At 72.0% G+C, this 22,697-nt stretch carries 21 protein-coding genes; 17 read left to right on the top strand and 4 right to left on the bottom strand.

Translation table 11 applies throughout. The features are described from left to right. Window positions 1–5 precede the first annotated feature (5 nt). Genes ACFY1H_RS26135 through ACFY1H_RS26125 form a run of 3 tightly spaced genes read left to right on the top strand, consistent with a single transcriptional unit; the run spans window position 6 to window position 4,754 of the window. Entirely contained in the window at window positions 6–1,115 is a 1,110-nt protein-coding gene (locus tag ACFY1H_RS26135) for a substrate-binding domain-containing protein (protein ID WP_366582310.1), read from the top strand. A gap of 11 nt (window positions 1,116–1,126) precedes the next feature. Next, complete coding sequence (locus ACFY1H_RS26130; protein ID WP_366582309.1) at window positions 1,127–3,640, top strand: ATP-binding cassette domain-containing protein; 2,514 nt, start codon at window positions 1,127–1,129, stop codon at window positions 3,638–3,640. Between the two features lie 34 nt (window positions 3,641–3,674). Continuing rightward, window positions 3,675–4,754: an SDR family oxidoreductase gene (locus tag ACFY1H_RS26125; RefSeq protein WP_366582308.1), complete on the top strand. Its 1,080-nt coding sequence runs from the start codon at window positions 3,675–3,677 to the stop codon at window positions 4,752–4,754. 105 nt (window positions 4,755–4,859) lie between these two features. Here the strand turns inward: ACFY1H_RS26125 and ACFY1H_RS26120 are convergent, their stop codons facing one another. Then, a complete protein-coding gene (locus ACFY1H_RS26120) occupies window positions 4,860–5,558 on the bottom strand; it encodes a cupin domain-containing protein (RefSeq protein WP_386950419.1) in 699 nt (232 codons plus the stop codon). Between the two features lie 170 nt (window positions 5,559–5,728). Between ACFY1H_RS26120 and ACFY1H_RS26115 the strand changes: the two genes are divergently transcribed. From ACFY1H_RS26115 to ACFY1H_RS26095, 5 genes are read left to right on the top strand one after another with little or no spacing between them, the layout of a single operon-like run. Continuing rightward, a complete protein-coding gene (locus ACFY1H_RS26115; protein ID WP_366582306.1) occupies window positions 5,729–6,508 on the top strand; it encodes a glucose 1-dehydrogenase in 780 nt (259 codons plus the stop codon). Between the two features lie 60 nt (window positions 6,509–6,568). Then, entirely contained in the window at window positions 6,569–7,954 is a 1,386-nt protein-coding gene (locus ACFY1H_RS26110) for a Xaa-Pro peptidase family protein (RefSeq protein WP_366582305.1), read from the top strand. Window positions 7,955–7,968: 14 nt separating this feature from the next. Next, on the top strand, window positions 7,969–8,949 hold the full coding sequence (locus ACFY1H_RS26105) for a zinc-binding dehydrogenase (protein WP_366582304.1): 981 nt from the start codon (window positions 7,969–7,971) through the stop codon (window positions 8,947–8,949). Then, complete coding sequence (locus tag ACFY1H_RS26100) at window positions 8,946–10,010, top strand: zinc-binding dehydrogenase (RefSeq protein WP_366582303.1); 1,065 nt, start codon at window positions 8,946–8,948, stop codon at window positions 10,008–10,010. The genes ACFY1H_RS26105 and ACFY1H_RS26100 overlap by 4 nt, the downstream gene beginning before the upstream one ends. Further along, the gene (locus tag ACFY1H_RS26095; protein ID WP_386950414.1) at window positions 10,007–10,864 is read left to right on the top strand and encodes an NAD(P)-dependent oxidoreductase; all 858 of its coding nucleotides are present in this window, start codon (window positions 10,007–10,009) and stop codon (window positions 10,862–10,864) included. The genes ACFY1H_RS26100 and ACFY1H_RS26095 overlap by 4 nt, the downstream gene beginning before the upstream one ends. A 34-nt stretch (window positions 10,865–10,898) precedes the next feature. On the opposite strand, the gene ACFY1H_RS26090 is transcribed toward ACFY1H_RS26095, so the two are convergent. Then, entirely contained in the window at window positions 10,899–11,831 is a 933-nt protein-coding gene (locus tag ACFY1H_RS26090; RefSeq protein ID WP_386950411.1) for a TIGR03619 family F420-dependent LLM class oxidoreductase, read from the bottom strand. A gap of 312 nt (window positions 11,832–12,143) precedes the next feature. Here ACFY1H_RS26090 and ACFY1H_RS26085 point away from each other — a divergent pair, with 312 nt between their 5' ends. Further along, window positions 12,144–12,431 carry a hypothetical protein gene (locus ACFY1H_RS26085; protein ID WP_386950408.1) on the top strand — a complete coding sequence of 96 codons (288 nt, stop codon included), beginning with the start codon at window positions 12,144–12,146 and terminating at the stop codon, window positions 12,429–12,431. Window positions 12,432–12,446: 15 nt separating this feature from the next. On the opposite strand, the gene ACFY1H_RS26080 is transcribed toward ACFY1H_RS26085, so the two are convergent. Further along, window positions 12,447–13,211 carry a methyltransferase domain-containing protein gene (locus tag ACFY1H_RS26080; RefSeq protein WP_386950405.1) on the bottom strand — a complete coding sequence of 255 codons (765 nt, stop codon included), beginning with the start codon at window positions 13,209–13,211 and terminating at the stop codon, window positions 12,447–12,449. A gap of 138 nt (window positions 13,212–13,349) precedes the next feature. On the opposite strand from ACFY1H_RS26080, the gene ACFY1H_RS26075 reads away from it, so the two are divergent. From ACFY1H_RS26075 to ACFY1H_RS26040, 8 genes are all read left to right on the top strand, one after another. Continuing rightward, window positions 13,350–14,528, top strand: a complete 1,179-nt coding sequence (locus tag ACFY1H_RS26075) for an acyl-CoA dehydrogenase family protein (RefSeq protein ID WP_386950402.1) — start codon at window positions 13,350–13,352, stop codon at window positions 14,526–14,528. Continuing rightward, window positions 14,525–15,703 carry a CaiB/BaiF CoA-transferase family protein gene (locus ACFY1H_RS26070; protein WP_366582297.1) on the top strand — a complete coding sequence of 393 codons (1,179 nt, stop codon included), beginning with the start codon at window positions 14,525–14,527 and terminating at the stop codon, window positions 15,701–15,703. The genes ACFY1H_RS26075 and ACFY1H_RS26070 overlap by 4 nt, the downstream gene beginning before the upstream one ends. A 198-nt stretch (window positions 15,704–15,901) precedes the next feature. Then, window positions 15,902–17,497, top strand: coding sequence for a class I adenylate-forming enzyme family protein (locus ACFY1H_RS26065; RefSeq protein WP_386950399.1), 1,596 nt, complete (start codon window positions 15,902–15,904; stop codon window positions 17,495–17,497). Then, the gene (locus tag ACFY1H_RS26060; protein ID WP_366582295.1) at window positions 17,494–18,369 is read left to right on the top strand and encodes a cyclase family protein; all 876 of its coding nucleotides are present in this window, start codon (window positions 17,494–17,496) and stop codon (window positions 18,367–18,369) included. The genes ACFY1H_RS26065 and ACFY1H_RS26060 overlap by 4 nt, the downstream gene beginning before the upstream one ends. Beyond that, window positions 18,366–19,568, top strand: coding sequence for an acetyl-CoA hydrolase/transferase family protein (locus ACFY1H_RS26055; protein ID WP_386950396.1), 1,203 nt, complete (start codon window positions 18,366–18,368; stop codon window positions 19,566–19,568). Before ACFY1H_RS26060 ends, ACFY1H_RS26055 begins: the two co-directional genes overlap by 4 nt. Then, window positions 19,565–20,548, top strand: a complete 984-nt coding sequence (locus tag ACFY1H_RS26050) for a phosphotransferase family protein (protein ID WP_386950393.1) — start codon at window positions 19,565–19,567, stop codon at window positions 20,546–20,548. The genes ACFY1H_RS26055 and ACFY1H_RS26050 overlap by 4 nt, the downstream gene beginning before the upstream one ends. A gap of 1 nt (window position 20,549) precedes the next feature. Then, complete coding sequence (locus ACFY1H_RS26045) at window positions 20,550–20,942, top strand: hypothetical protein (RefSeq protein ID WP_366582292.1); 393 nt, start codon at window positions 20,550–20,552, stop codon at window positions 20,940–20,942. A 10-nt stretch (window positions 20,943–20,952) separates the two neighbouring features. Next, window positions 20,953–22,083: a hypothetical protein gene (locus ACFY1H_RS26040; protein ID WP_386950390.1), complete on the top strand. Its 1,131-nt coding sequence runs from the start codon at window positions 20,953–20,955 to the stop codon at window positions 22,081–22,083. Here the strand turns inward: ACFY1H_RS26040 and ACFY1H_RS26035 are convergent. Continuing rightward, entirely contained in the window at window positions 22,035–22,670 is a 636-nt protein-coding gene (locus tag ACFY1H_RS26035) for a DUF1062 domain-containing protein (protein ID WP_386950387.1), read from the bottom strand. The two genes, ACFY1H_RS26040 and ACFY1H_RS26035, sit on opposite strands and share 49 nt — an antisense overlap. Between the last annotated feature and the right edge of the window lie 27 nt (window positions 22,671–22,697).

The raw sequence follows: 22,697 nt of genomic DNA, 5'->3' as shown, positions 1-22,697 counted from the left end.
TTCCCATGTCTCCCCAGTCCCTTCGCCGGTCGTTGCTCGCCGGCTTGGCTTCCCTCGCCCTCGTGACCACCGCCTGCACGGTGGACGACGGCGGCTCGACCAGCGCGGAGGGCGGCAAGCCCGCCAACGCGAACGTGCCGGCCTGGTGCGGTTCGAAGCAGATCACCCTCGGCCTGGCCGACGGCTTCGGCGACAACAACTGGCGCAAGGTCACCACGGCCGAGGCCAAGGCCGAGGTCGCCAAGTGCCCCAACGTCACGTCGTTCACCTACACCGACGGGCAGGGCAACACCCAGAAGGCCATTTCGGACATCCAGGGCCTCGTCGCCAAGGGCACACAGGCGATCGTCGTCTTCCCGGACGCGGGCCAGGCCGTGCTGCCCGCCCTGCGCAGCGCCTACAAGGCGGGCGTGGTCACCGTGCCGTACCGGGTCAACCCGGGCGGGACGCCCGGCCAGGACTACGACGCGTTCGTGAGCACCAACTTCGAGCAGGCCGGTGTGCTGTGGGGCCAGTGGCTCGTGAAGGCGCTCAACGGCAAGGGCAAGGTGCTCAACCTCGGCGGGCCGGCCGCGAACTCGCAGAGCCTCGACGAGTACAAGGGCATGCAGAGCGTGCTCAAGGACCACCCGGGCATCCAGTTCGTCGGCACCACGCCGTACGAGGTGACCAACTGGGACGCCGCGCAGACCCAGCGCGTGATCACCGCGGCGCTGGCCAAGAACCCGGAGATCGACGCGATCACCACCGACTTCGGGGCCGCGCTGGCGAGCTCGTTCTCCGCCTTCACCTCGGCCGGGCGCAAGATCCCGGCGATCGCGACCGAGGACGCCAACCAGCTCGCCTGCAACTGGCAGCAGCAGAAGGACGCCGGCAACCCGTTCCAGCTGTTCACCGTCTCCTCGCAGAACGCGATGTCGCGCCTGGCGATCGACGTCGCGGTGGCCAAGGCGACCGGCGGTGTGGTGCCGAAGGACCTGGTCTACCCGCAATCGGCGTTCGAGGACTCGATCTCCGGGCAGCCGCACCCCGTCACGTGCGACAAGGACCTCCCGAGCGACGCGTTCGTGTCCAGCTCACTGTCCAAAGCGGACCAGACCGCGGCCCTGAAGTAGGAGAGGCGACCATGACCGAAGTTGCGGCACTGAGCCTGTCCGGGGTGTCGAAGAGCTACGGGCCCGTGCGCGCCCTGTCGGAGGTGTCGCTCGACGTCTTCGGCGGCCGGGTGCACGCGCTGCTCGGCGAGAACGGCGCGGGCAAGTCGACGCTGATGGGCATCGCGTCGGGCTCCACCCGGCCCGACGCGGGCACGATCACGGTGGCCGGCGAGCCGATTGCGGCCCTGACCACCGACCGGGCGAGCCGGCTCGGCATCGCGATCGTGCACCAGCACCCGGCCGTGCTGGCCGACATGACGGTCGCGGAGAACATCCGCCTCGCGGTGCCCGCCGAGCGGATGCCGGCCGGCAACCCGCGTGTGTGGATGGTCGAACTGCTGCGGAGCGTCGGCTCGGACCTGCGGCTGCAGGACCGGGTGGCCGATCTCGGCGTCGCGCAGAAGCAGCTGCTGGAGCTGGCGAAGGCGGTCGCGCTGGAGCCGAAGGTGCTGATCCTCGACGAGCCGACCGCGCCGCTGGGCGCGGAGCAGACCGAGATCCTGTTCGACCAGGTGCGCCAGGCCACCGCCCGCGGCACGGCGGTCGTCTACATCACCCACCGGCTCGCCGAGGTGCGTGAGATCGCCGACGAGGTGACGGTGCTGCGCGACGGCCGGGCGCGTGGGCACTCGGCCGTCGCCGACCTCACCGACGACGAGATGCTGCGGCTGATCGTCGGGCGCGAGCTCGCCTCGGCGTTCCCGGAGAAGTACACCGATCTCGCCGACGCGAAGGTCGCGCTGGAGGTCGAAGGCCTCTCCGGCGAGGGTTTCCACGACGCGCGGCTCGTCGCGCACCACGGGGAGATCGTCGGGCTCGCGGGCATCGTCGGCAACGGCCAGAGCGAGTTCCTGCGCGCGCTGGCCGGGCTGCGCCCGTCGACGGGCCGGATCGTGCTCGACGGCGTGCCGCTGCGGGGCCGGGCCCTGGTCCGCTCGACGGCGTACATGCCGGCCGACCGCCACCGGGAAAGCCTGCTGCCGGCGATGTCGGTGCGGGAGAACGCGGCCGTCGCCTCGTTGCCCTCCTTCGCCGGCGGGGGAGTGGTCTCCGCGGAACGCGAACGGGCCGGAGTGGACGCCGAGCTGGCCAAGCTGTCGGTCAAGACCGCTTCGCGCGAGACGAACGTGATGGCGCTTTCGGGCGGCAACCAGCAGAAGGTGGTGATGGCGCGCGCTCTGCTCGCCGCACCGCGGCTGCTGCTGGCCGACGAGCCGACCCAGGGCGTCGACGTCGGCGCCCGGTCGGAGATCTACACGATCATGCGCGACGTGGCCGCGTCCGGGGTGCCGGTGGTCGTGGTGTCTTCCGACGCCAAGGAGCTGGAAGGGCTCTGCGACCGGGTCGTGGTGTTCTCGCGCGGCCACGTCGTCGCCGAGCTCACCGGCGAGGACGTCACCGAGGAGAAGATCACCGGCTCGGTCGTCAACGCCACCACGCTGCGCCGCGACGCGCCGGCGGCGAAGAAGGCCGGACCGGCGAAACCGGTTCCGTCGACCCGCCGGCCCCCGATGGCCGAGCGCCTGCGTGACCTGGCCAAGGGCGACTACGCGCCGAGCATCGTGCTCGCACTGGTCATCCTCGCGCTCGGCGGCTACACCTTCGCCCACAACGTGCGGTTCCTCGCGCCGTTCAACGTCACCTCGCTGCTCACGCTGCTCACGGCGCTCGCGTTCATCAGCCTGGGCCAGACCATCGTGATCATGACCGGCGGGATCGACCTGTCGGTCGGGCCACTCGCCGGGCTGCTGGTGGTGATCGCGTCGTTCTTCGTCACCGACGGCCACTCGCCGCTGCTCGTGGCACTCGCGTTCGTGGTCATGCTCGCGGTGGCCGTCGCGTCCGGGGTGCTCAACGGGGTGCTGATCCGCTTCGGCGGGTTCACCGCGGTGGCCGCGACCCTGACCCTCTACATCGGACTGCAGGGCGTCTCCTTGCTGCTGCGGCCGTTCCAGGGCGGGTTCATCAGCACGTCGGTCACCGACGCGATCACCGCGACGGTCGGGTTCGTGCCGATCGCGTTCCTCGTGGCGGTGGTGGTCGCCGTCGGGCTGGAGCTGGCGTTGCGGTTCACCGCCTGGGGCCGCGGCCTGCGGGCGGCCGGCTCGAACGAGGGGTCCGCGCGGCGCCTGGGCGTGAAGGTGAACCGGGTCCACGTGCTGGCCTACCTCGGCTGCGCGGTCCTGACGTTCTTCGGCGCGCTCCTGCTGATGGCCCAGATCGGCGTCGGTGACCCGACGCAAGGCGTGAGCTACACGCTCTCCAGCATCACCGCGGTCGTGCTCGGCGGGGCGAGCCTCGCCGGCGGGCGCGGGTCGTTCATCGGGACGCTGCTGGGCGCCGCGCTGATCCAGGAAGTGCTCAACGCGACGACGTTCCTGAACCTGAGCCAGAGCTGGCAGTACTTCTTCCAGGGAATCCTCATCCTCGTCGCCGCGGCGATCTACACCCGCGTGCGCCGCCGGACGCCGGCCCTGGTCTGAGCTTTCGCCGTACGCACAGCAGAAAGAGGAGACAGTGAGCGAAACAGCACTCGTCGTCGGGGTCACCGGCATCGCCGGGGCCGCGGTGGCCACCCGGCTGGTCGAGCGCGGCTGGGCGGTGACCGGGGTGTCCCGCCGCAGCGAGTCCGGCGTGCCCGGGGTCCGCTCGGTTCGCGCCGACCTCGAGGACGCGGCCGCGCTGAGCGCCGCGCTCGCGGACACGAAACCGACTCACGTCTTCCTCACCGCGTGGTCGCGCCGCCCCACCGAAGCGGAGAACATCGACGTCAACGCCGGCATCGTGCGCAACGTGCTGGCGGCGGCCACCGCGGGCGGCGCCGTGCGGCACGTCGCGCTGATGACCGGGCTGAAGCACTACCTCGGGCCGTTCGAGGCCTACGCCGCCGGGGTCACGCCGGACACGCCGTTCCACGAGGACGAGGCGCGGCTCGACGTGCCGAACTTCTACTACGCGCAGGAGGACGAGCTCTTCGCGGCTGCCGAGCGCCACGGCTTCACCTGGAGCGTGCACCGGGCGCACACCGTGATCGGCCACGCCGTCGGCAACGCCATGAACATGGGGATGACGCTGGCGGTCTACGCGGCCGTGTGCCGGGAGACCGGGCGGGACTTCCGGTTCCCCGGCTCGGAGGTCCAGTGGAACGGCGTCACCGACATGACCGACGCCGGGCTGCTGGCCGACCAGATGGTGTGGGCGGCCACCGACGGGAACGGGCGCGACGAGGCGTTCAACATCGCGAACGGCGACGTGTTCCGCTGGCGCTGGATGTGGCCGCGCCTCGCGAAGCTGCTCGGCGTGACGCCGGCCGGGTTCGACGGCAAGCCCGCGCCGCTGGAGGAGCAGATGGCCGACGCCGGCCCGGTCTGGCGCCGGATCGCCGAGCGCCACGGGCTGCGCGAAGCGGACCTCACCCGGGTCGCGTCGTGGTGGCACACCGACAGCGACCTCGGCCGGCCCATCGAGTGCCTCACCGACATGAGCAAGAGCCGCAAGGCCGGGTTCACGGGCTACACCAGCACGCTGGACTCCTTCGCCCGGCTCTTCGAGACCTTGCGCGCGGAGCGGATCATCCCGCCCGCCGCGACCGAATAGGCACGACCGAACAGGCACGACCGAACAGACACGACCGAACAGACACAGCGGAATGAGCACAGCGGAATGACCACAGTGGACGTTACGAGCCGGACCGGCGCGCGGTCAGCGCTCGTCGCTCGTCGCCGGGAGCGGACGGGCGAGCAGCTCGAACAGTTCGGCCGGCGGCTCGGCGAGCCAGTCGCGCGCCCGGCGGGAGGCGGTGCGCCCGACGACGAACCACAGTCCCCGCGCGGGCGCGGCGGTGTGGTTGACGTACAGGTGCGCGCGGTCGGAGCGGAAGGAGAACGAGTCGCCGGCGCGCAGCACGTGCTCGTCGGACTCGAACCGCAGCGTGAGCTCGCCGTCGAGGAGGTAGGCGTGCTCCGTGCCCGGGTGGCGCATCAGCCCGCCGTCGACGGAACTGCTCGCGCCGGGCTCGTACGTCACCAGCAGCGGCTCCACCGACCGCGAGCCGTCGATGGCGAGGCGTTCCCAGCGCACGCCGTTGTCCATGTCCAGCACCGGGTTGTCGGCGGCGCGCTGGATGGTGGTGCCGGCTTCGTCGGGTTCGAGGACGGCCGGGCGGCGGCCGGGCTCGGCCTTCCCGCGATGGCCGGCGACCTCGAGGCCGAGCACTTCGTCCAGGGACAGGCCGAGGTGGCTGACCAGCGTGTAGAGCGTGCTCACGGACGGTTGCGACTTTCCGGTCTCGACCTGCGACAGCAGGCTCGCCGAGAGCCCCGTGGCCAGCGCCACGCCGCGCAGGGTGCGCTTCTGCCTGATCCGCGCTTCGCGCAGGGCAGGGCCGATCCGGTCGTCCACGGTGCCGCTCCCGTTCCGTTCACGGCGCCATCGCCGACTGTTCACTCGATCATACGTTCGTGCGTTGTGGCTGTACACACGCCCGGGTGCGACCTGCGCAACATCCCGGATTCACGGCGTCTCGTTCAGCGGGAGCGAACGCCTACCGGGTCGACGAAAGGAGCCCGGCCATGCCGGCTCGGCTGACCGACAGGACCGTGGTGGTGACCGGCGCGGGCCGGGGAATCGGCGCCGCCCTCGCCCGTGGGATGGCGGCGGAGGGCGCGGCGCTGGTCGTCACCGACCGCGACGAACCCGAAGCCGCCGCGGTGGCGCAGTCCATTCGTGACAGTGGCGGACGCGCCGTGCACCGGCGCGTCGACGTCGTCGACCGCGAAGACGTGCGCGCCGCGATCGACCTCGCCGTGAGCGAGTTCGGCCGGCTCGACGCGTACTTCAACAACGCGGGGTTCAACGAGCCGGAGAAGTTCCTCGACATCACCGAAGCCGTGTGGGAACGCATCTTCCGCGTCAACGCGTTCGGGGTCGTGCTCGGCAGCCAGGAGGCCGCGCGCCAGTTCATCCGGCAGGGCGGTGGCGGCAAGATCGTGAACACGGCCTCGATCGCCGGCCGCCAGGGCTTTCCGAGCTTCGCGCCCTACTGCGCCAGCAAGGCCGCGGTGATCTCGCTGACCCAGTCCGGCGCCCGCTCGCTCGCGGAGCACGGCATCACCGTCAACGCGTTCGCGCCCGGCGTGGTGCGGACCCCGTTGTGGGACAAGCTCGACAGCGACCTCGAACGCATCGGGGAGGGCGACGCCGGCTTCGCCGCGATGGCCGACGACATCATCCTCGGCCGCCCGGCCGAACCCGAAGACCTGGTTCCCACGGCCGTGTTCCTCGCCGGCCCCGACTCCGACTACATCACCGGGCAGGTGATCCCGATCGAGGGCGGGATGGTCCTCGTCTGAGGCCTGCCCCGCCCGTCACACGTTCCCGGCGGTCCACCGCCGCGGGGGAAAGGAAAACTCATGCCGATCGCCACGTTCGGGCCCAACGCCGTCGACTGGGAGACCCGGATCGACCACGAACGCCTGCGCACCCAGCGCCTGCAGCGCCTGCGCGAGCAGCTGGACAAGTCGAGCCTCGGCGCCGTCCTCGCGTTCGACTTCGCCAACATCCGCTACATGTCCGCCACCCACATCGGCACGTGGGCCATGGACAAGCTCATCCGGTTCTCCCTGCTGACCCGCGCCACCGACCCCATCGTGTGGGACTTCGGGTCCGCGGCCAAGCACCACGAGCTCTACAACCCGTGGCTCGCCACCACGACCGCCGAGGCCGACGCCGACCCGCACGCGCCGCACCACGGCGCGGTCCGGCCGCGCGCCGAGTCCGGGGCCCGCGCGGGGATCTCCACGCTGCGCGGCGCGTTCCACCCGGACGCGGGCATCGCCGACGACGTCGCCGCGAAGATCAAGCGCGAGCTGGAGAAGTTCGGGCTGCTCGGCGAACCGCTCGGCGTCGACGTGATCGAGCTGCCGATCCTCGCCGCCCTGCAGCGCGCGGGCATCACGGTCACCGACGGGCAGCAGGTCTTCATGGAGGCCCGGCGCGTGAAGACCGCCGACGAGATCTCGCTGCTGACCCAGGCGGCCTCGATGGTCGACGCCGCCTACGACGACCTGTACCAGTTCCTGCGCCCGGGTGTCCGGGAGAACGAGTGCGTGGGGCTGGTCTCGAAGTCGCTCTACGACCTCGGCTCGGAGTACGTCGAGGGCGTGAACGCGATCTCCGGCGAGCGCTGCTCGCCGCACCCGCACGTGTTCTCCGACCGGCTGATCCGGCCCGGGGACCCCGCGTTCTTCGACATCCTGCACAGCCACCAGGGTTACCGCACGTGCTACTACCGCACGTTCGCGGTCGGTTCGGCCAGCCGCGCGCAGCGTGACGCCTACGTGCGGGCCCGCGAGTACATGGACCACGCCATCGCGCTGGTGCGCCCGGGCGCCACCACGGCGGACATCGTGTCGGTGTGGCCCACCGCGCAGGAGTTCGGGTTCGCCGACGAGGAAGCCGCGTTCGCGCTGCAGTACGGGCACGGTGTCGGGCTGTCCATCTGGGAGAAGCCGATCTTCTCGCGCCTGGTCTCGCTGGAGCACCCCGAGGTGCTGGAGGTCGGGAACGTGTTCGCGCTCGAGACGTACTGGCCCTCGGCCGACGGCATCGGCGCGGCCCGCATCGAGGAAGAGCTCGTGGTGACCCCCGAGGGTTGCGAGGTGATCACCAAGTTCCCCGCCGAGGACCTGCTGGTCGCCGGCCCCCGCTACATCGCCGTGAACGGCCCGCTCTCCACGGCGCGCGAGTCCCAGTCGCACCTCAACACGCCCGCCGGCCGCGGCGAAGCCACCGCCTGAGAAGGAGCGAGACGATGAAAGCCCTGAGGTTCACCGCGGCGGACACCGTGTCCGTCGACGAGCTGGCCGTACCGCGGATCGCCGCGGACGAGGTGCTCGTCGCGGCCCGCTCGGTCGGCATCTGCCACTCCGACATCGAGCTGCTCGAAGGCCGCTACATCATCCCGTTCTCCTACCCGGTGATCCCGGGCCACGAGTGGTCCGGCGAGATCGTCGAAACCGGTGCCGACGTCACCCGGTTCGCGCCCGGCGACCGCGTGGTGGGCGAGTGCGTGATCGGCGACGACCACTTCGGCTTCTCGATCAGCGGCGCGGCGGCGGAGTTCTTCGTCGCCAAACCCGCGTGGCTGCACCGGCTGCCGGATTCGCTGTCCTTCACCGACGGCGCGCTCGTGGAGCCGTTCAGCTGCGGGTACCACGCGCTGATGAAGGCGGGCAACGTCAACGCGAGCGACACGGTGGTGGTGTTCGGTGCCGGCCCGATCGGTCTCGGTGTCACGGCCGGTGCCGCGGCGCTGGGCGCGCGCACCATCACCGTCGAGCCGGCGGCCGGGCGCGCGGAGGCGGCGCGCAAGCTCGGCGCCGAGGTCGTGCTCGACCCGACGGCCGGGCCGATCGCGGAGCAGGTGGCCGAGGTGACCGGCGGTGCCGGGGGCACGGTGGTGATCGAGGCGACGGGGCTGCCGCCGGTGATGGCCGACGTGCTCGACGTCGCCGCGCACGGCGCGCGGGTGGTGTACGTCGGCATCGACGTGGGCGGCAGCGCGCCGGCGAAGCTGGGCCTGATCCAGTCGAAGGAGCTGAGCATCCGTGGCATCATCGGCTCGCCGGGGGTGTGGCCGGAGACGCTGCGGTTCCTCGCGCGCGCCGGGGTCGACCTGTCCGACCTGGTGACCGGCCGGTTCCCCGTGGAGCGGGCCGTGGAGGCGATCACCGCCTCGCGCGACACGGCGAAGAACATCAAGGTGCACCTCGAGTTCGGGGCCACGCGGTGACCGCGACCATGCGCGCGGCCGTCTACCACGGCCGCCAGGACGTCCGGATCGAAGAGGTGCCGCTGCCCCGGCTGCGCGACGGCGAGGTGCTCGTCGCCGTGCGGCGCAGCGGGATCTGCGGCTCGGACGCCACGGAGTGGGCGGCCGGCCCGAAGATGGTGCCGCTCACCCGGCGCCACCCCGGCAGCGGGCACCTCGGCCCGATGATCATCGGCCACGAGTTCGTCGGCGAGATCGTGGACGGCGGTGAGGGCTTCGCCGCGGGCGATCTGGTCGCCGCCGGCGCCGGTGTCTCGTGTGGACAGTGCGATCGCTGCGGCGAGGGCCGCACCAACCTGTGCCGCCGCTACTACACGCTGGGCCTCAACGCCCCCGGCGGGCTCGCCGAGTACGTGGCCGCGCCGGCCGGCATGCTGCGCCCGATCCCGGCCGGGGTGTCCCTCGACCACGCCGGGCTGGCGCAGCCGCTGGCCGTCGGCCTGCACGCCGCGCGGCGGGCGGGGGTCCGGCCGGGGGACTCCGTGGTGGTCATCGGGGCCGGCGCCATCGGCTCCTTCGTGCTGGCCGGGCTGCGGCACCTGGACGACGCCGACGTCACCGTGGTCGACTTCGCCGGCGACAAGCTGGACCGGGCCGCCCGGCTGGGCGCCACCCGGACCGTGGACGCGGCGGGCGACGTCGTCGAGGCCGTGCGGGAGCTGACCGGTGGGCGTGGCGCCGACGTGGTCATCGAGGCCAGCGGCGCGCCGGGGCAGTTCGAGAACGCGCTGCGGATGGTCACCGACGGCGGGCGGATCCTCGCCGTCGGCCTGCCCAAGCAGGCGCCCGTCGTCGACCTGTTCGGCCTGGTGCTGCGCGAGATCACCGTCGAGTCGACGGTCGCGCACGTGTGCGGCGCGGATCTGGTGCCGGCGTTGGAGATCCTGTCCGCCGGGGTGCTCGGTGCCGAGCTGCTCGACTCCGTGATCGGGCTCGACGAGCTCACCGACCGCGGCCTCGCGCGGCTGGCCGCCGGGGGCGTGGACGGGAAGGTTCTCATCGACCCGGGGAGGCGCTCGTGAAGGTCGCGGTGCTGGGCCTGGGCGCGATGGGCTCGCAGCTGCTCCTGCGGCTGGCCGACAGCGGCGTCGACGTCGTCGGCTGGAACCGCGATCCCGGACGCGCGCGGCGGGCCGGGATCGCGCCGGAGCGGGTCGCGTCGTCGGCGGCCGACGCCGTGACCGGGGCCGACGTGGTGATCGCCATGCTCGCCGACGGGCCGGCGTTGCGGGCCGTGCTGACCGGAGTCGTCGACCTGCTCGGCGAGAACACGCTGGTCCTCGACATGGGCACGTCCGGGCCGCAGCTGTCGCGTGAAGTGGCGGAAATGCTGGCCCGGCACGGGATCCGCTTCGCCGAGGCCCCGGTGTCCGGGTCGGTCGGCGCGGCCCGCGCCGGGTCGCTGACGATCATGTTCGGCGGTACGGCCGAGGACCTGGCCGCGGCGGAACCGGTGCTGCATTTCCTGGGCGGGCGGACCATCCACATCGGACCGATCGGCGCCGCGTCGACGCTGAAGCTGTGCGTCAACGCGCTGCTGCACACTTTCAACGCCACCCTCGGCGAGGTCCTCGGCACCGCGACGCGCGCGGGTATCGACCTGCGCACGGCGTACGACACGATCGGCGAGTCCGCGATCGCGGCCCCGTTCGTGCGCTACAAGCGCGACGCCTTCCTGTCCGAGACCGCCCCTCCGGTGGCCTTCGCGGTGGACCTGGTGCGCAAGGACCTCGAACTGTTCCTCGACGCGGTTCCGGACCCCGCGCGGCTGAGCCCGACGGTGCGGACCGCCGTCGACGTCGTGGAACGGGCCCAGTCGGCCGGTCTCGGACAGGAGGACATGGCGACGCTCGCGCGGCTCTACGACGGGAGCTGAGCCCGTCCCGGAACCGGTTGCGGGCCGGCGGTGCTCAGACGTCGGCCCGCTCGCGGATCTCCACGGCGGTCTCGAGCATCTGGCGCGTGCTGGTGAACCAGTCCTGCAGGTTCAGGTCGACGATGAGCTCGTCGGCACCCGCCTCGGCGGCGGTGTGGATGTCTTCCAGGATCTCGTCGAGGGTGCCGACGAACGCGGTGCGGCCGGGGCCGGCCGGGCGGTCGGTGAAGGTGACGTTGCCGACCACCACCATCTCCATGCGGCTCGCGTCGCGGCCGTAGCCGGTGGCCAGTCCCCGGATGCGGTCCCAGCCGGTGCGCAGCTCGGCGGCGCCGGCGGGGCCGGGCGTGGTGAGCAGCGGCAGCCAGCCGTCCGCTCGCTCGGCGATGCGCCGCTGGGCACGGGAGTCGCCACCGCCGCCGAGCATCACCGGGATCTTCGACACGGGCTTGGGCAGGACGGCCGCGTTCTCGATGACCGTGCGGCTGCCGCGGAAGGTCACCGGGTCCGGGCCCCACGCGGCGTCGAAGACGTCGAGGGTCTCGTCGAGGATGCGGCCGCGGCCGGCGCGGGTGGTGCCGGCGGCCTGGAGCTCGTCGGTGGACCAGCCGGTGCTCAGGCCGGCGATCACGCGGCCGCCGCTGAGCTGGTCGATCGTGGCCAGCTCCTTCGCCAACTGGATGGGCAGGTGCAGCGGCGCGACCAGGACGGACGTGCCCAGGCGCACGGTGTTGGTCACCACCGCGGCGGCTGCGAGCAGGGCCAGGGGGTCGGCGGCCTGCCGCGACGCGGCCGGCCACGGCAAGTTCGGCGGCGCGTACGGTTCGAGGGGCTGCTCGGGGAAGAGCAGCCGTTCGTAGGTCCACAGGCTGGTGTAGCCGGCCGCTTCCGCCGTGCGGGCCGCCTCGACGACGTCGTGCCGCAGGTCCACGCCGAGCCGTTGGGGCAGGCGGAGTCCGAGCTTCATGGGAGTTCTCCGAGCGAGTCGTGATTGTCCTGACCGGACCGAGTCTGAACGTTGACATCGATGTGAAGGTCAATGTCGGCTCGGACACAGGAGTTCTGCGTGGTGTGCCGGGCCGTCGCGCGGACGTGTCCGGCGGGCGGGCCGGGCCGGCTCCAATGGAGCAGCGCTGTGACTTTCCGCTGGCATTCGCTCACTCGCCCGATGAATTGCCGGTGATTCTCCCGCGCTTCTACGCTGAAAAGGTCGAGCTTCTCGGGTCCGGGAGGAATTGTGCGTCGAAAGCTTTTCGTTCTTGCCGCGGTGTCGGCTTCTTTGCTCGGTCTGTCCGCTGTCCCCGCGGCGGCGAGTGGTGACCAGTTCGCGCCGGCGGGCTGTTTCGGGGAGCGCTACAGCATCTTTCTTGGACAGGGCATCAGCGTCTCGTGCCTGCCCGGGGAAGGCCACGGTTACCGCGTGATCGCCCACTGCGCGAGCGGCAACGCGTTCTGGTTCGCGGCGGGCGATTTCGTTCCGTACGGATTCGGCCCGGCGACCGCGGAATGCACTGGCGCGCTGCTCGCGCCCGCGAGTGTGGTCGCGTATCAGGTCGACGAAATCTGATTTTCCGCCTGGGCTTTACGCGACGGCCACGATTTCACCGTGCAGCACGGAAAACCAGCCGTCGGGATCGTCGACCCAGCGGCGCCACGCGGTGGAGATCTCTTCGAGCTCGGCCGGCTGCGCCAGGCCGTCGCGCAGGATCTGGGTGGTGGTGTCGGAGTTCAGCACGCGGTCGGCCCACATGCCGCCCCAGTAGGCGCGGTCGTCGGGGGTCGCGAAGCACCACGTGGCCGACGACGGCGCGACGTCGGTGAAGCCCGCGGCGTGGGCCCAGGTGAGCAGCCGGCGGCCCGCGTCGGGTTCGCTGCCGTTGGCGCGGAAGGCTTGGCGGTAGACCTCGAGCCAGCGGTCGAGCGCCGCGTCCGCGGGGTGCCAGGTGAAGGCCGCGTAGTCGGCGTCGCGCGCGGCGACGAGGCCGCCCGGGCGGCAGACGCGGCGCATTTCCCGCAGGGCCAGCACCGGGTCCGCGACGTGCTGCAGCACCTGGTGGGCGTGGACGACGTCGAAGCTGTCGTCGGGGAAGTCGAGCGCGTGCACGTCGCCCACCACGAACTCGACGTTGTCCAGGCCGCGCCGGGCCACCTCCGCTTCGCCGAGCCGGCGGGCGGCCTCGGTGATCTCGACGCCGGTGATCCGGCCGGGGGCCACCAGCGCGGCGAGGTCGGCGGTGATCGTCCCGGGCCCGCTGCCGATGTCGAGCAGCGCCTGCCCGGGCGCGAGGCGGGGCAGGAGGTACGCGCACGAGTTCTCGGCGGTCCGCCAGCGGTGTGAGCGGAGCACGGATTCCTGATGGCCATGCGTGTAGGACGACACATCGTGAGCGTAGCTCAGCTTCTCAGTGATCGGGACGATGTTCCCGGCATCCGGGCACGCGCGGAGCCCTGGACTGATGTCGACCATGGCTCGATAGTGATAGCCATGTACTCAGGCAACCCCGACGTCCCTGATGACGTGTTCGCCGCCGTTCTCGACCAGATCGACGACTTCGTCCGCACCCGCGTGATGCCGCGCGAGGTCGAGATCATGACCACGGACGCCATACCGGCCGACCTTCGGGCGCAGGCGGCCGAGATGGGGTTGTTCGGGTACGCGATCCCGCAGGAGTGGGGCGGGCTCGGCCTCGATCTGGTGCAGGACGTCGAGGTCGCGATGGCGCTGGGGTACACGTCGTTGTCCTTGCGCTCGATGTTCGGCACCAACAACGGCATCGCGGGCCAGGTCCTGGTCGGGTTCGGCACCGAGGAGCAGCGGGCGCGCTGGCTGCCGGGCATCGCCTCGGGCGAGATCGTCGCCTCGTTCGCGCTCACCGAGCCCGGCGCGGGGTCGAACCCGGCGGGCCTGCGCACCACCGCGAAGCCGGACGGCGACGGCTGGGTCATCGACGGGGGCAAGCAGTTCATCACCAACGCCACCGAGGCGGGCCTGTTCGTGGTGTTCGCCCGCACGCGGCCGGCGTCGGAGTCCGGCACCGGCATCGCGGTGTTCCTCGTGCCGGCCGACGCGCCGGGGATCACGGTGGGCCCGAAGGACGCCAAGATGGGGCAGGAGGGCTCGCGCACCGCGGAGGTCACCTTCACCGGGGTCCGCGTCGGCCCGGAGGCGCTGGTCGGCGGGGACGGCGAGGTCGGGTACAAGGCCGCGATGACGTCGCTGGCGCGTGGCCGCGTCCACATGGCCGGGCTGGCCGTCGGCGCCGCGCAACGGGCGCTCGACGAGTCGGTCTCCTACGCCGCCACCGCGACCCAGGGCGGCACGGTGATCGGGGACTTCCAGCTGGTGCAGGCGATGATCGCCGACCAGCAGACGGGCGTGCTCGCCGGGCGGGCGCTGGCCCGGGAGGCCGCGCGGCTGTACGTGACGGGGGAGGACCGCCGGATCGCGCCGTCGGCGGCGAAGCTGTTCTGCACCGAGATGGCCGGCAAGACCGCCGACCTGGCGGTGCAGATCCACGGCGGCAGCGGCTACCTGCGCGAGGTCCCGGTCGAGCGCATCTACCGCGACGTGCGGCTGATGCGGCTGTACGAGGGCACGAGCGAGATCCAGCGGCTCATCGTCGGCGGTGGGCTCGTGCGGGCCGAGAAGAAGAAGCAGTCGTGACGCGCCCGCTCGAAGGGGTCACCGTCGTCGCCGTCGAGCAGGCCGTCGCCGCCCCGCTGGCCACCCGCAACCTCGCCGACCTCGGTGCTCGCGTGATCAAGATCGAGCGCATCGACGGCGGCGACTTCGCGCGCGGTTACGACCACGTCGTCCACGGCACCGGGGCGCATTTCGTGTGGCTCAACCGGGGCAAGGAGTCGATCGCGCTCGACCTGAAAGTGCCGGAGGGCCGCGACATCGCGCGCCGGCTCGTCGCGAACGCGGACGTGTTCGTGCAGAACCTCGCCCCCGGTGCCGCCGACCGCCTCGGGTTCGGTGATCTGCGCGCCGAGCACCCGGAGCTGGTCGTGGTGAACGTGTCCGGCTTCGGCGCCGGCGGGCCGATGGAGCAGCGCAAGGCCTACGACATGCTCATCCAGGCCGAGGCCGGGTTGATTGCCATCACCGGCACTCCCGAGACGCCGGTGAAGACCGGCATCCCGACCTCCGACATCGCGTCGGGCATGTACTGCTCGCAGGCGGTGCTGGCCGCGCTGCTGCGCCGCTGGCGCACCGGCGAGGGCGCCACCATCGAGGTCTCGATGCTGGAGGCCACCGTCGAGTGGATGGGCTACGCGCTCTACACGCAGATGTACGCCGGCACCCAGCCCGCCCGCATGGGCCTGAGCCACGCCTCGATCGCCCCGTACGACGCCTTCCCGACGCGCGACGGCCAGATGCTCATCGGCGTGCAGAACGACACCGGCTGGCGCACCCTGGTCACCGCGGTGCTCGACGCCCCCGAACTCGCCGACGACCCGCGCTTCGCCACCAACGTCGCCCGCGTGGCCCACCGCGCCGAGTGCGACGCCGCGGTCGCCACCCGCACTGTCCTCTGGACCAACGCCGAGCTCGACGAGCGCCTCGCCGCGGCCGGCGTTCCCGCCGCGCAGCTCAAGGAAGTCGGCCAGGTCGTCGACCACCCCCAGCTGCGCGCGCGTGACCGCTGGCGCAAGGTCGGCACCGAGTTCGCCGAGATCGACGCCCTCCTGCCGCCCGCGACCTTCGCCGACGTCGAAGCCCGCATGGGCGACGTCCCCGCGCTGGGCCAGCACACTCGCGCCCTGCTCGCCGAGTCCGGTGTGGACGCCGACGACGTCATCGCCCGCGGAATCGCAGGGCCACCCCGGGGGTGAGCTCCCGGCGGTCGCCGGACTTTGCCGTGGCCTCGCGGAACCCGTTGCCGGCAGCGGTGGTTCCGGGGCCGGCGTTGTCGTGCCCGCGGCGCGGCCCTGTGACGGCCGCCGATCACCTTGACTCCCTCGCCGCGCGGCCGGTAGCTTACGGATATACGAATTTAGATTCGATATTACGAAAGTGACGATGATGTCGCGATGACCACGACGCCTGCTGCCGAGACCCTGCCCGACCTGCTGCGCGCGTGTGCCGCGGCCGTGCCGGGGCGCGAGGCCCTCGTGGTCGGCGGGGTGCGGCTGACGTACGCGCAGCTGGCCGAGCGGATGGACGACGCACGCAGGGCGTTGCAAGGGATCGGGGTCGGGGAAGGGGACGTCGTCGCGCTGCTGGCGCCGAACGACGCCGCGTGGGTGCCGGTGGCGTTCGGGGCGATGGCGGCCGGGGCGCGGGTCGACGCGTTCAACACCTGGGTCAAGGCCTACGACATCGAGTACCTGCTGACGAGCTCGAAGGCGTCGGTGCTGGTCATGGTGGACCGGGTGCGGGGCAACGACCTCGTCGGCGAGCTGCGGAAGCTGGTGCCGGACCTGGGGCGGCCGCAAGACGTCTTCCCGGAGCTGAAGCACGTCGTCGTGCTCGGGGAGGACGCGCCCGAAGGGGCGCTGGCGTGGCGGGAGCTGCCGAAGCCGCCGGCCATCCCGGCGAAGCCCGATCCCGCAGAACCCGCGTTCGTCCTCTACACGTCGGGCTCGACGAAGAACCCCAAGGCCGTCCCGCTGTGCCACCGCGACCTGATCCTCAACGGCTTCCACATCGGCGAGCGCATGGGCCTGTCCGCCGACGACCGCGTGTGGTTCGGCTCCCCGTTGTTCTGGAGCTTCGGCTGCGCCAACGCGCTCATGGCCACGATGACGCACCAGGCCTGTTTCGTGCTGCAGGAACAGTTCGAGCCCGAAGCCGCGGCCGAGCTGATGGCGGCGGAGCGCGTGACGGCCGCCTACCTGTTGCCCGCCATGGTCGACGCGCTCGCCAACGGGCCGGCCGAGCGCGTGCGGGCGGTGGAGTCGTTGCGCACCGGGCTGACCATCGGCCGGCCCGAGGAGGTCGGGCGCGCGATCACGCAGCTGGGCATCACCGGGATGTGCAACGTCTACGGCTCGACCGAGACCTACGGCAACTGCTGCGTCACCGACCACCGCATGCCGCTCGCCACGCGCCTGAACACACAGGGCGAGCCGCTGACCGGCGTCGAGATCCGGGTGGCCGACCAGGAAACCGGCACGCTGCTGGCGGCCGGCGAGCCGGGGGAGCTGCAGGTGCGCGGCCGCCTGACGCCGGGCTACCTCGGCGACGACGAGGCCAACGCGGACGCGTTCACCGGCGACGGCTGGTTCCGCACCGGCGACCGCGGAGTCCTCAACGCCGACGGCACCGTCTCGTTCGTCGGCCGGATCACCGACATGATCAAGACCTCCGGCATCAACGTCTCGCCGGCCGAGGTCGAGAGCTTCCTGTCCGGCCACCCGGACGTCGCCGAGGCCGTGGTGCTCGGCGCGCCGCACCCGAGCCGCGACGAGGTCGTGGTGGCGTTCGTCGTGGCGCGGGCCGGAATGCTCACCGCGCAGGACGTGATCGCCCACTGCAAGGAACGCATCGCCGGGTACAAGGTGCCGTGGGCGGTCGCGATCGTCGACGAGCTGCCGAAGACCGGCACCGGCAAGCTCGTCCGCCGGACGTTGCGCGCCGACGCGGAGAAACTCGTGCAGGACAAGCTGAAAGCAGGCACGCCATGACGGGCAACTGGGGCCGCTGGGGCACCGACGACGAGGCCGGCGCGCTGAACCTCGTCACCCCCGACGTCACCCTCCGCGCGGCCGGGCTCGTGCGGTCGGGCCGGACGCTGAGCCTCGCCCAGCCGCTGGGGCCGGCCACCGCGTCGCCGCGCCACCGGCCGGGTCCGATGCGGTTCATGAACCGCGACGCCGGCGACTACGCCCTGGGCGCGCGCACGCCGGGCGGGTTCCGGTTCGCCGAGGACACCGTGCAGTTCCCGACGCACAGCGGCACCCACGTCGACTCGCTGTCCCACGCCTGGACGGGCGAGGAGATCTACAATGGACACTCACAGGCTTCGACGCGGACCACGCGCGGTGCGCAGCGCTGCGGCGCCGAAAAGCTGCCCCCGGTCGTGACGCGCGGGGTGCTGGTGGATCTGGTGGCCGCGACCGGCGGCCCGCTGGAGCCGAGCGCCCCCGTCGGGGTCGACGAGCTGCGCCGGGGCATCGCGGAAACCGGGGTCACGCCCGAACCCGGCGACGCCGTGCTGATCCGCACCGGCTGGCTCGAAACCCAGGGCCGCGGCGGGGACTACTTCGCGGACGAGCCCGGCATCACCGAGGAAGCCGCGCGCTACCTCGCCGACCGCGACGTCGCGCTCGTCGGCGCCGACAACTACGCCGTGGAGCAGCAGTCGGCGGCGAGCGGGTTCCCCGCGCACCTGCTGCTCCTGCACCGGCACGGCGTGCCGTTGCTGGAAAACCTCGAGCTGGCCGAGCTCGGCGCCGCGCTGGCGGCCGAGTCGCGGTCGACGTTCCTGTTCGTCTTCGCCCCGATCCCGCTCGTCGGCTCGACGGCCACCCCGGTCACGCCGGTGGTCGTCCTGTGACCGCGGACTGGCTCACGAGCGTCCTTAAACCCGGTGACCTCGTCGTGGTCGCGCAGGGCACCGGCGAGCCGACGCCGTTGCTCGAACAGCTGGTGCACGCGGCGCCGCCCGACGTGGAGGTGTTCGTCGGGCTCAGCCACAGCACCGCGCTCACCGGCCCGGCCGCCCGCGCGCGGCCGCTGGTGTCGTTCGGCGCGCTGGGCCCGCTCGGCCGGCTCGCCGCGAACGGCACCGTTTCCGTGATCCCGTGCCACTTCCGCGACGTCCCGCGCGCGCTCGCGAGCCGCAACCCCGAGCAGATCGTGGTGGCGCTGCAGGTGTCGGGCGCCGACGAGACCGGTCACCACAGCCTGGGCCTGTCCGTCGACTACACCTACGACCTGCTCGGCCGCGCCCGCGCCGTGGTCGCCGAGGTCAACGACCGCCTGCCGCACACGACCGCGCCGCGCGTGCACTCGGCGCAGCTGACCGCGACCGTGCCCAGTTCGCGGCCGATGCCGACGATCACGGCCGGCACGACCGGGCCGGTCCACGAGACGATCGCGCGGCACGTCGCCGGCCTGGTGCCCGACGCGGCGACGATCCAGCTCGGCGTCGGCACGCTGCCGTCGGCGGTCGGCCGGGCGCTGGAGTCCCGGCGCGACCTTCGGGTGCACTCGACGCTCGCCGGGACCTGGCTGCTCGACCTCGCCCGATCCGGCGCGCTGAGCGACGAGCCCGGCGCCGTGACGATCTGCGAGGCCGCCGGTTCCCCGGAGCTCTACGACTGGGTGGTCGAGGCCGGCGTGCTGGTGCGTCCCGTCTCGGAGCTGTCGCGGCCGGGCGCGGTCGCCGACCGGTTCGTGGCGATGAACTCCGCGCTGCAGGTGGATCTCACCGGCCAGGTCAACGCGGAGGAGCTCGGCTCCGGCTACGTCGGCGGGATCGGCGGCCAGCCCGACTACCTGCGCGCGGCCCAGCAGTCGCGGGACGGCTGCTCGGTCGTGATGCTGCCCGCCACGACGGGCGACGGCACCCGGTCCCGGATCGTGCGCGGCCTGCACGCCGGCGCCGTCACCACCCCGCGGTCCCACGTGGACGTCGTCGTCACCGAGCACGGGATCGCCGACCTGCGCGGCAAAAGCCTCGCCGAGCGCGCCGAAGCCCTCATCGCCATCGCGGCCCCCGGCCACCGTTCCTCACTGCGGGAGACGCCATGACCAGCACGCTCGACGAGCAGCTGCACGAGTTCCTCTCGGCGCAGCTCGGCTCGGTCCCGAAGATCGTCGACCTGAACCGCGTCGGCGTCGGCCGCTCGCGGGAGAACTGGGTGTTCGACCTCGTCGATCCCGCCACGGGCGAGCGCGAGCCGCTGATCCTGCGCCGCGACCCCGAAGGCGGGCTGGTCGACACCGACCGCGGCACGGAGTTCGCCGTCCTGCGCGCTCTGGAACCGAGCGGGCTCCCCGCGCCGCGGGCCCGCTGGCTGGACTCGGACGGCCGGTGGCTCGGCAAACCGTCGCTGATCATGCGCCGCGAACCCGGCGACTGCGACTACCGGGCGGTCAACGGCGACCGCCCGCTGGCCGAGCGCACCGACCTGGCGCGGCGGTTCTGCGAGCTGATGGCGGACGTCCACTCCGTCGACTGGCGCGCCACCGGACTCGGCGCCGTGCTCGAAGATCCGGGGGAGCGGGCGGCGCTCGCCGAGCTGGAGCGCTGGGAAACCGTGCTGCGCCAAGACCAGCTCGAAGCACTGCCCGAAGTGGACCTCGCGCTCGCGTGGCTGCGCGAGCACGCGCCCGCGTCGCCGCGCACCGTGCTCGTGCACGCGGACTTCAAGCCCGGCAACATCCTGCTGCAGGGCGACCGCGTTTCCGCGCTGCTCGACTGGGAGCTCGCGCACCTCGGCGACCCGCTGGAAGATCTCGGCTGGGTCGTGCAGCCCCTGCGCCACCGCGAGCACCTCATCGAGGGCGCGTGGGAGCGCGAGGACCTGGTCCGCCACTACCGCGAGACCACCGGCCTCGACGTCGACGACACGGCGCTGCAGTGGTGGGTGGTCTTCTCGACGTTCAAAACCGTGGTCATGCAGGTCAGCGGGCTGCGGGCGTTCCTGGACGAGCGCAGCGACGAACCGTACCGCCCGACGAAACGCGTGCTGCGGACCCTGCTGACCGCGATCGCCGAAAGGAGCTGACGTGCGCCCGACCATCGAGGACCAGCTGCACGGTGCGCAGCGCCTGCTGGACGACGTCGCCACCGACCCCGAGCTGAGCCGCGACTCCCACGAGAACCTGGCCAACGTGCGGCGGCTGCTCAAGCAGATCGGCCGGTCGTGGTCCGAGCTGCTTCCCTTCTACCTCAACGACAACGCGACGCTGGCGCAGTTGCTCACCCGCCACGACGTCGAGCTTCCCGCGGCGGCCGAACCCGGCGGCTACGACGTCGCCGAAGCCGCGCGGCGCAACGCCGAGCTGCGGGCGTTGCTGTCCGGTGTCATCACGAACCTGCCCGACACCCCGGACGGCACCGCCGCCCGGCGGGAGATCACCGAGTACCTGGTCCGTCGGATCGAAGCCGACCCGAGCTGAGGAGGTGGCGATGAGCGACCTGACCGTCGGCGACGAGCACTTCGCCGAGCAGTTCCCCCTGTCCCCGTTGGACGATTACCTCATCCACCAGACGCCGGACCCGATCCGCGTGATGGCGACCGGCGACCCGCGCGCCTACGAGCGGTACTGGATGATCTGCCACGACCCCACCGGCGAGGTGATGGTCGCGACCGGCGGCAGTTTCTACCCGAACCTCGACCGCGCCGAGGCCTACGCGATCGTCAACTTCCGCGGCCGGCACACCTCCGTGCGCAGCTTCCGCGCGCTGGGCGTGGACCGCGCCGACCTGCGCATCGGCCCGATCGCCCCGGAGATCGTCCGCGGCCTGCGGGAATGGCGGTACGTGCTCGAACCCAACGAGCACGGCATCAGCTACGACCTGACCTTCCGGGACACCACCCGCCAGGTGTTCCGCGAGCCGCTGTCCGACTCGGCCCACGGCACGCCACCGGGCCGGCGCAACGACGTCACCGCCGGGTTCGAGGGCTTCGGCACGGTCGAGGGCTGGGTCGAGGTCGACGGCACCCGCGTCGAGCTCGGCCCCGGCTCCGCGGGCACCCGCGACCGGCACTGGGGCACGGGCCGCGGCGTGGGCGGGCCGGCGATGTCGCTCGGCGGCCGGCTCCACGTCGGCGTGTCCGGCAACGCGTTCGTGCCGTTCTCCGATTGGACGCTGTGGGGCGACCGCGTGTACTACCCGTTCGGCGACAGCCGCCCGGGCGCCACGCGCGTGGCCAAGCCGACGCGGCGGCTGCGCTTCGACCCCGACACCGACATCTTCGCCGAGGGCATCGTCGACTACCGGCTCGGCACCGGCGAGGTCAAGCAGCTGCACTACGAGCACCTGGGCCTGCAGACGGCGTTCCTGCGCTGCGGCATGTACGGCGGCACCCCGGAAAGCGGCATCCACCAAGGCTCCTACGACGGCCCGGCCTTCACCGAGGGCGAGACCTACGACCTGACCGACCCGCGGACTCGCATCGGATTGCGTGGTCTGGACGAACACCTGTGCCGCGTCACCTGCGACGGCGAGACGGTGATCGGCATCTACCAGACCATCGACCCGGTGGCCTACGAAACCTGCAAGTCGGGCCGCCCGGGCTGGGCTTTTCTGGACTGAACACCGGCGCGATCTCGCACGCCCCGGCGGAGCCGGGGCAGACAACACAGCGTGAAGGTGAAGTCGCCGGAGAGCTTGCCGCTCAGCCGAGTGGCGGAAACGAGGTTCCCTTCGGTGAGCAGTCTTTCGACTTCGGCGCGGGAAAGCGCGCACCCTTCGGCGATCAAGCGCACGGGCCGGACCGGAATGCGCGCGGCGAAGCGCACTGAAACGTCGATCACCTCCTGGTCGAGATGATCCGAGCCGCCGGTGTCGAGCCGCCAGGCGCCGGCCCAGTCGAGCGCGACCCGGTTGCGGTGCAGCACGAGCGGGTCCTGGAGCAGCTCGGCGACCAGGCCGGGATCGTTGGTGTGCAAGCGTTCCAGCACATCGGGACGAATGGCCCGCACCTTGATCCGCTCCAGGACCGAGAGCTTCACCGTGTCCCCGCACGAGGTGCAGAGCACGAGGAGCCAGGCTTCGAGGAGCTTGTGGTGCGCGTTGACGCGGAATTTGCCACTGGGCCGGAAACGGTCGTGACCGCAGGCCGTGCAGCGACGGATAAGGACGGGAAAACGGGTGGGTTCGACCACCCAATGCGTGAGCACGCAGGGGTACCGGTTTCTGTGAGAAGT

The organism is Amycolatopsis sp. NPDC001319 (assembly GCF_042896185.1).
Lineage (GTDB): Bacteria > Actinomycetota > Actinomycetes > Mycobacteriales > Pseudonocardiaceae > Amycolatopsis.
This window is presented reverse-complemented; position numbering and strand designations above follow the sequence as displayed.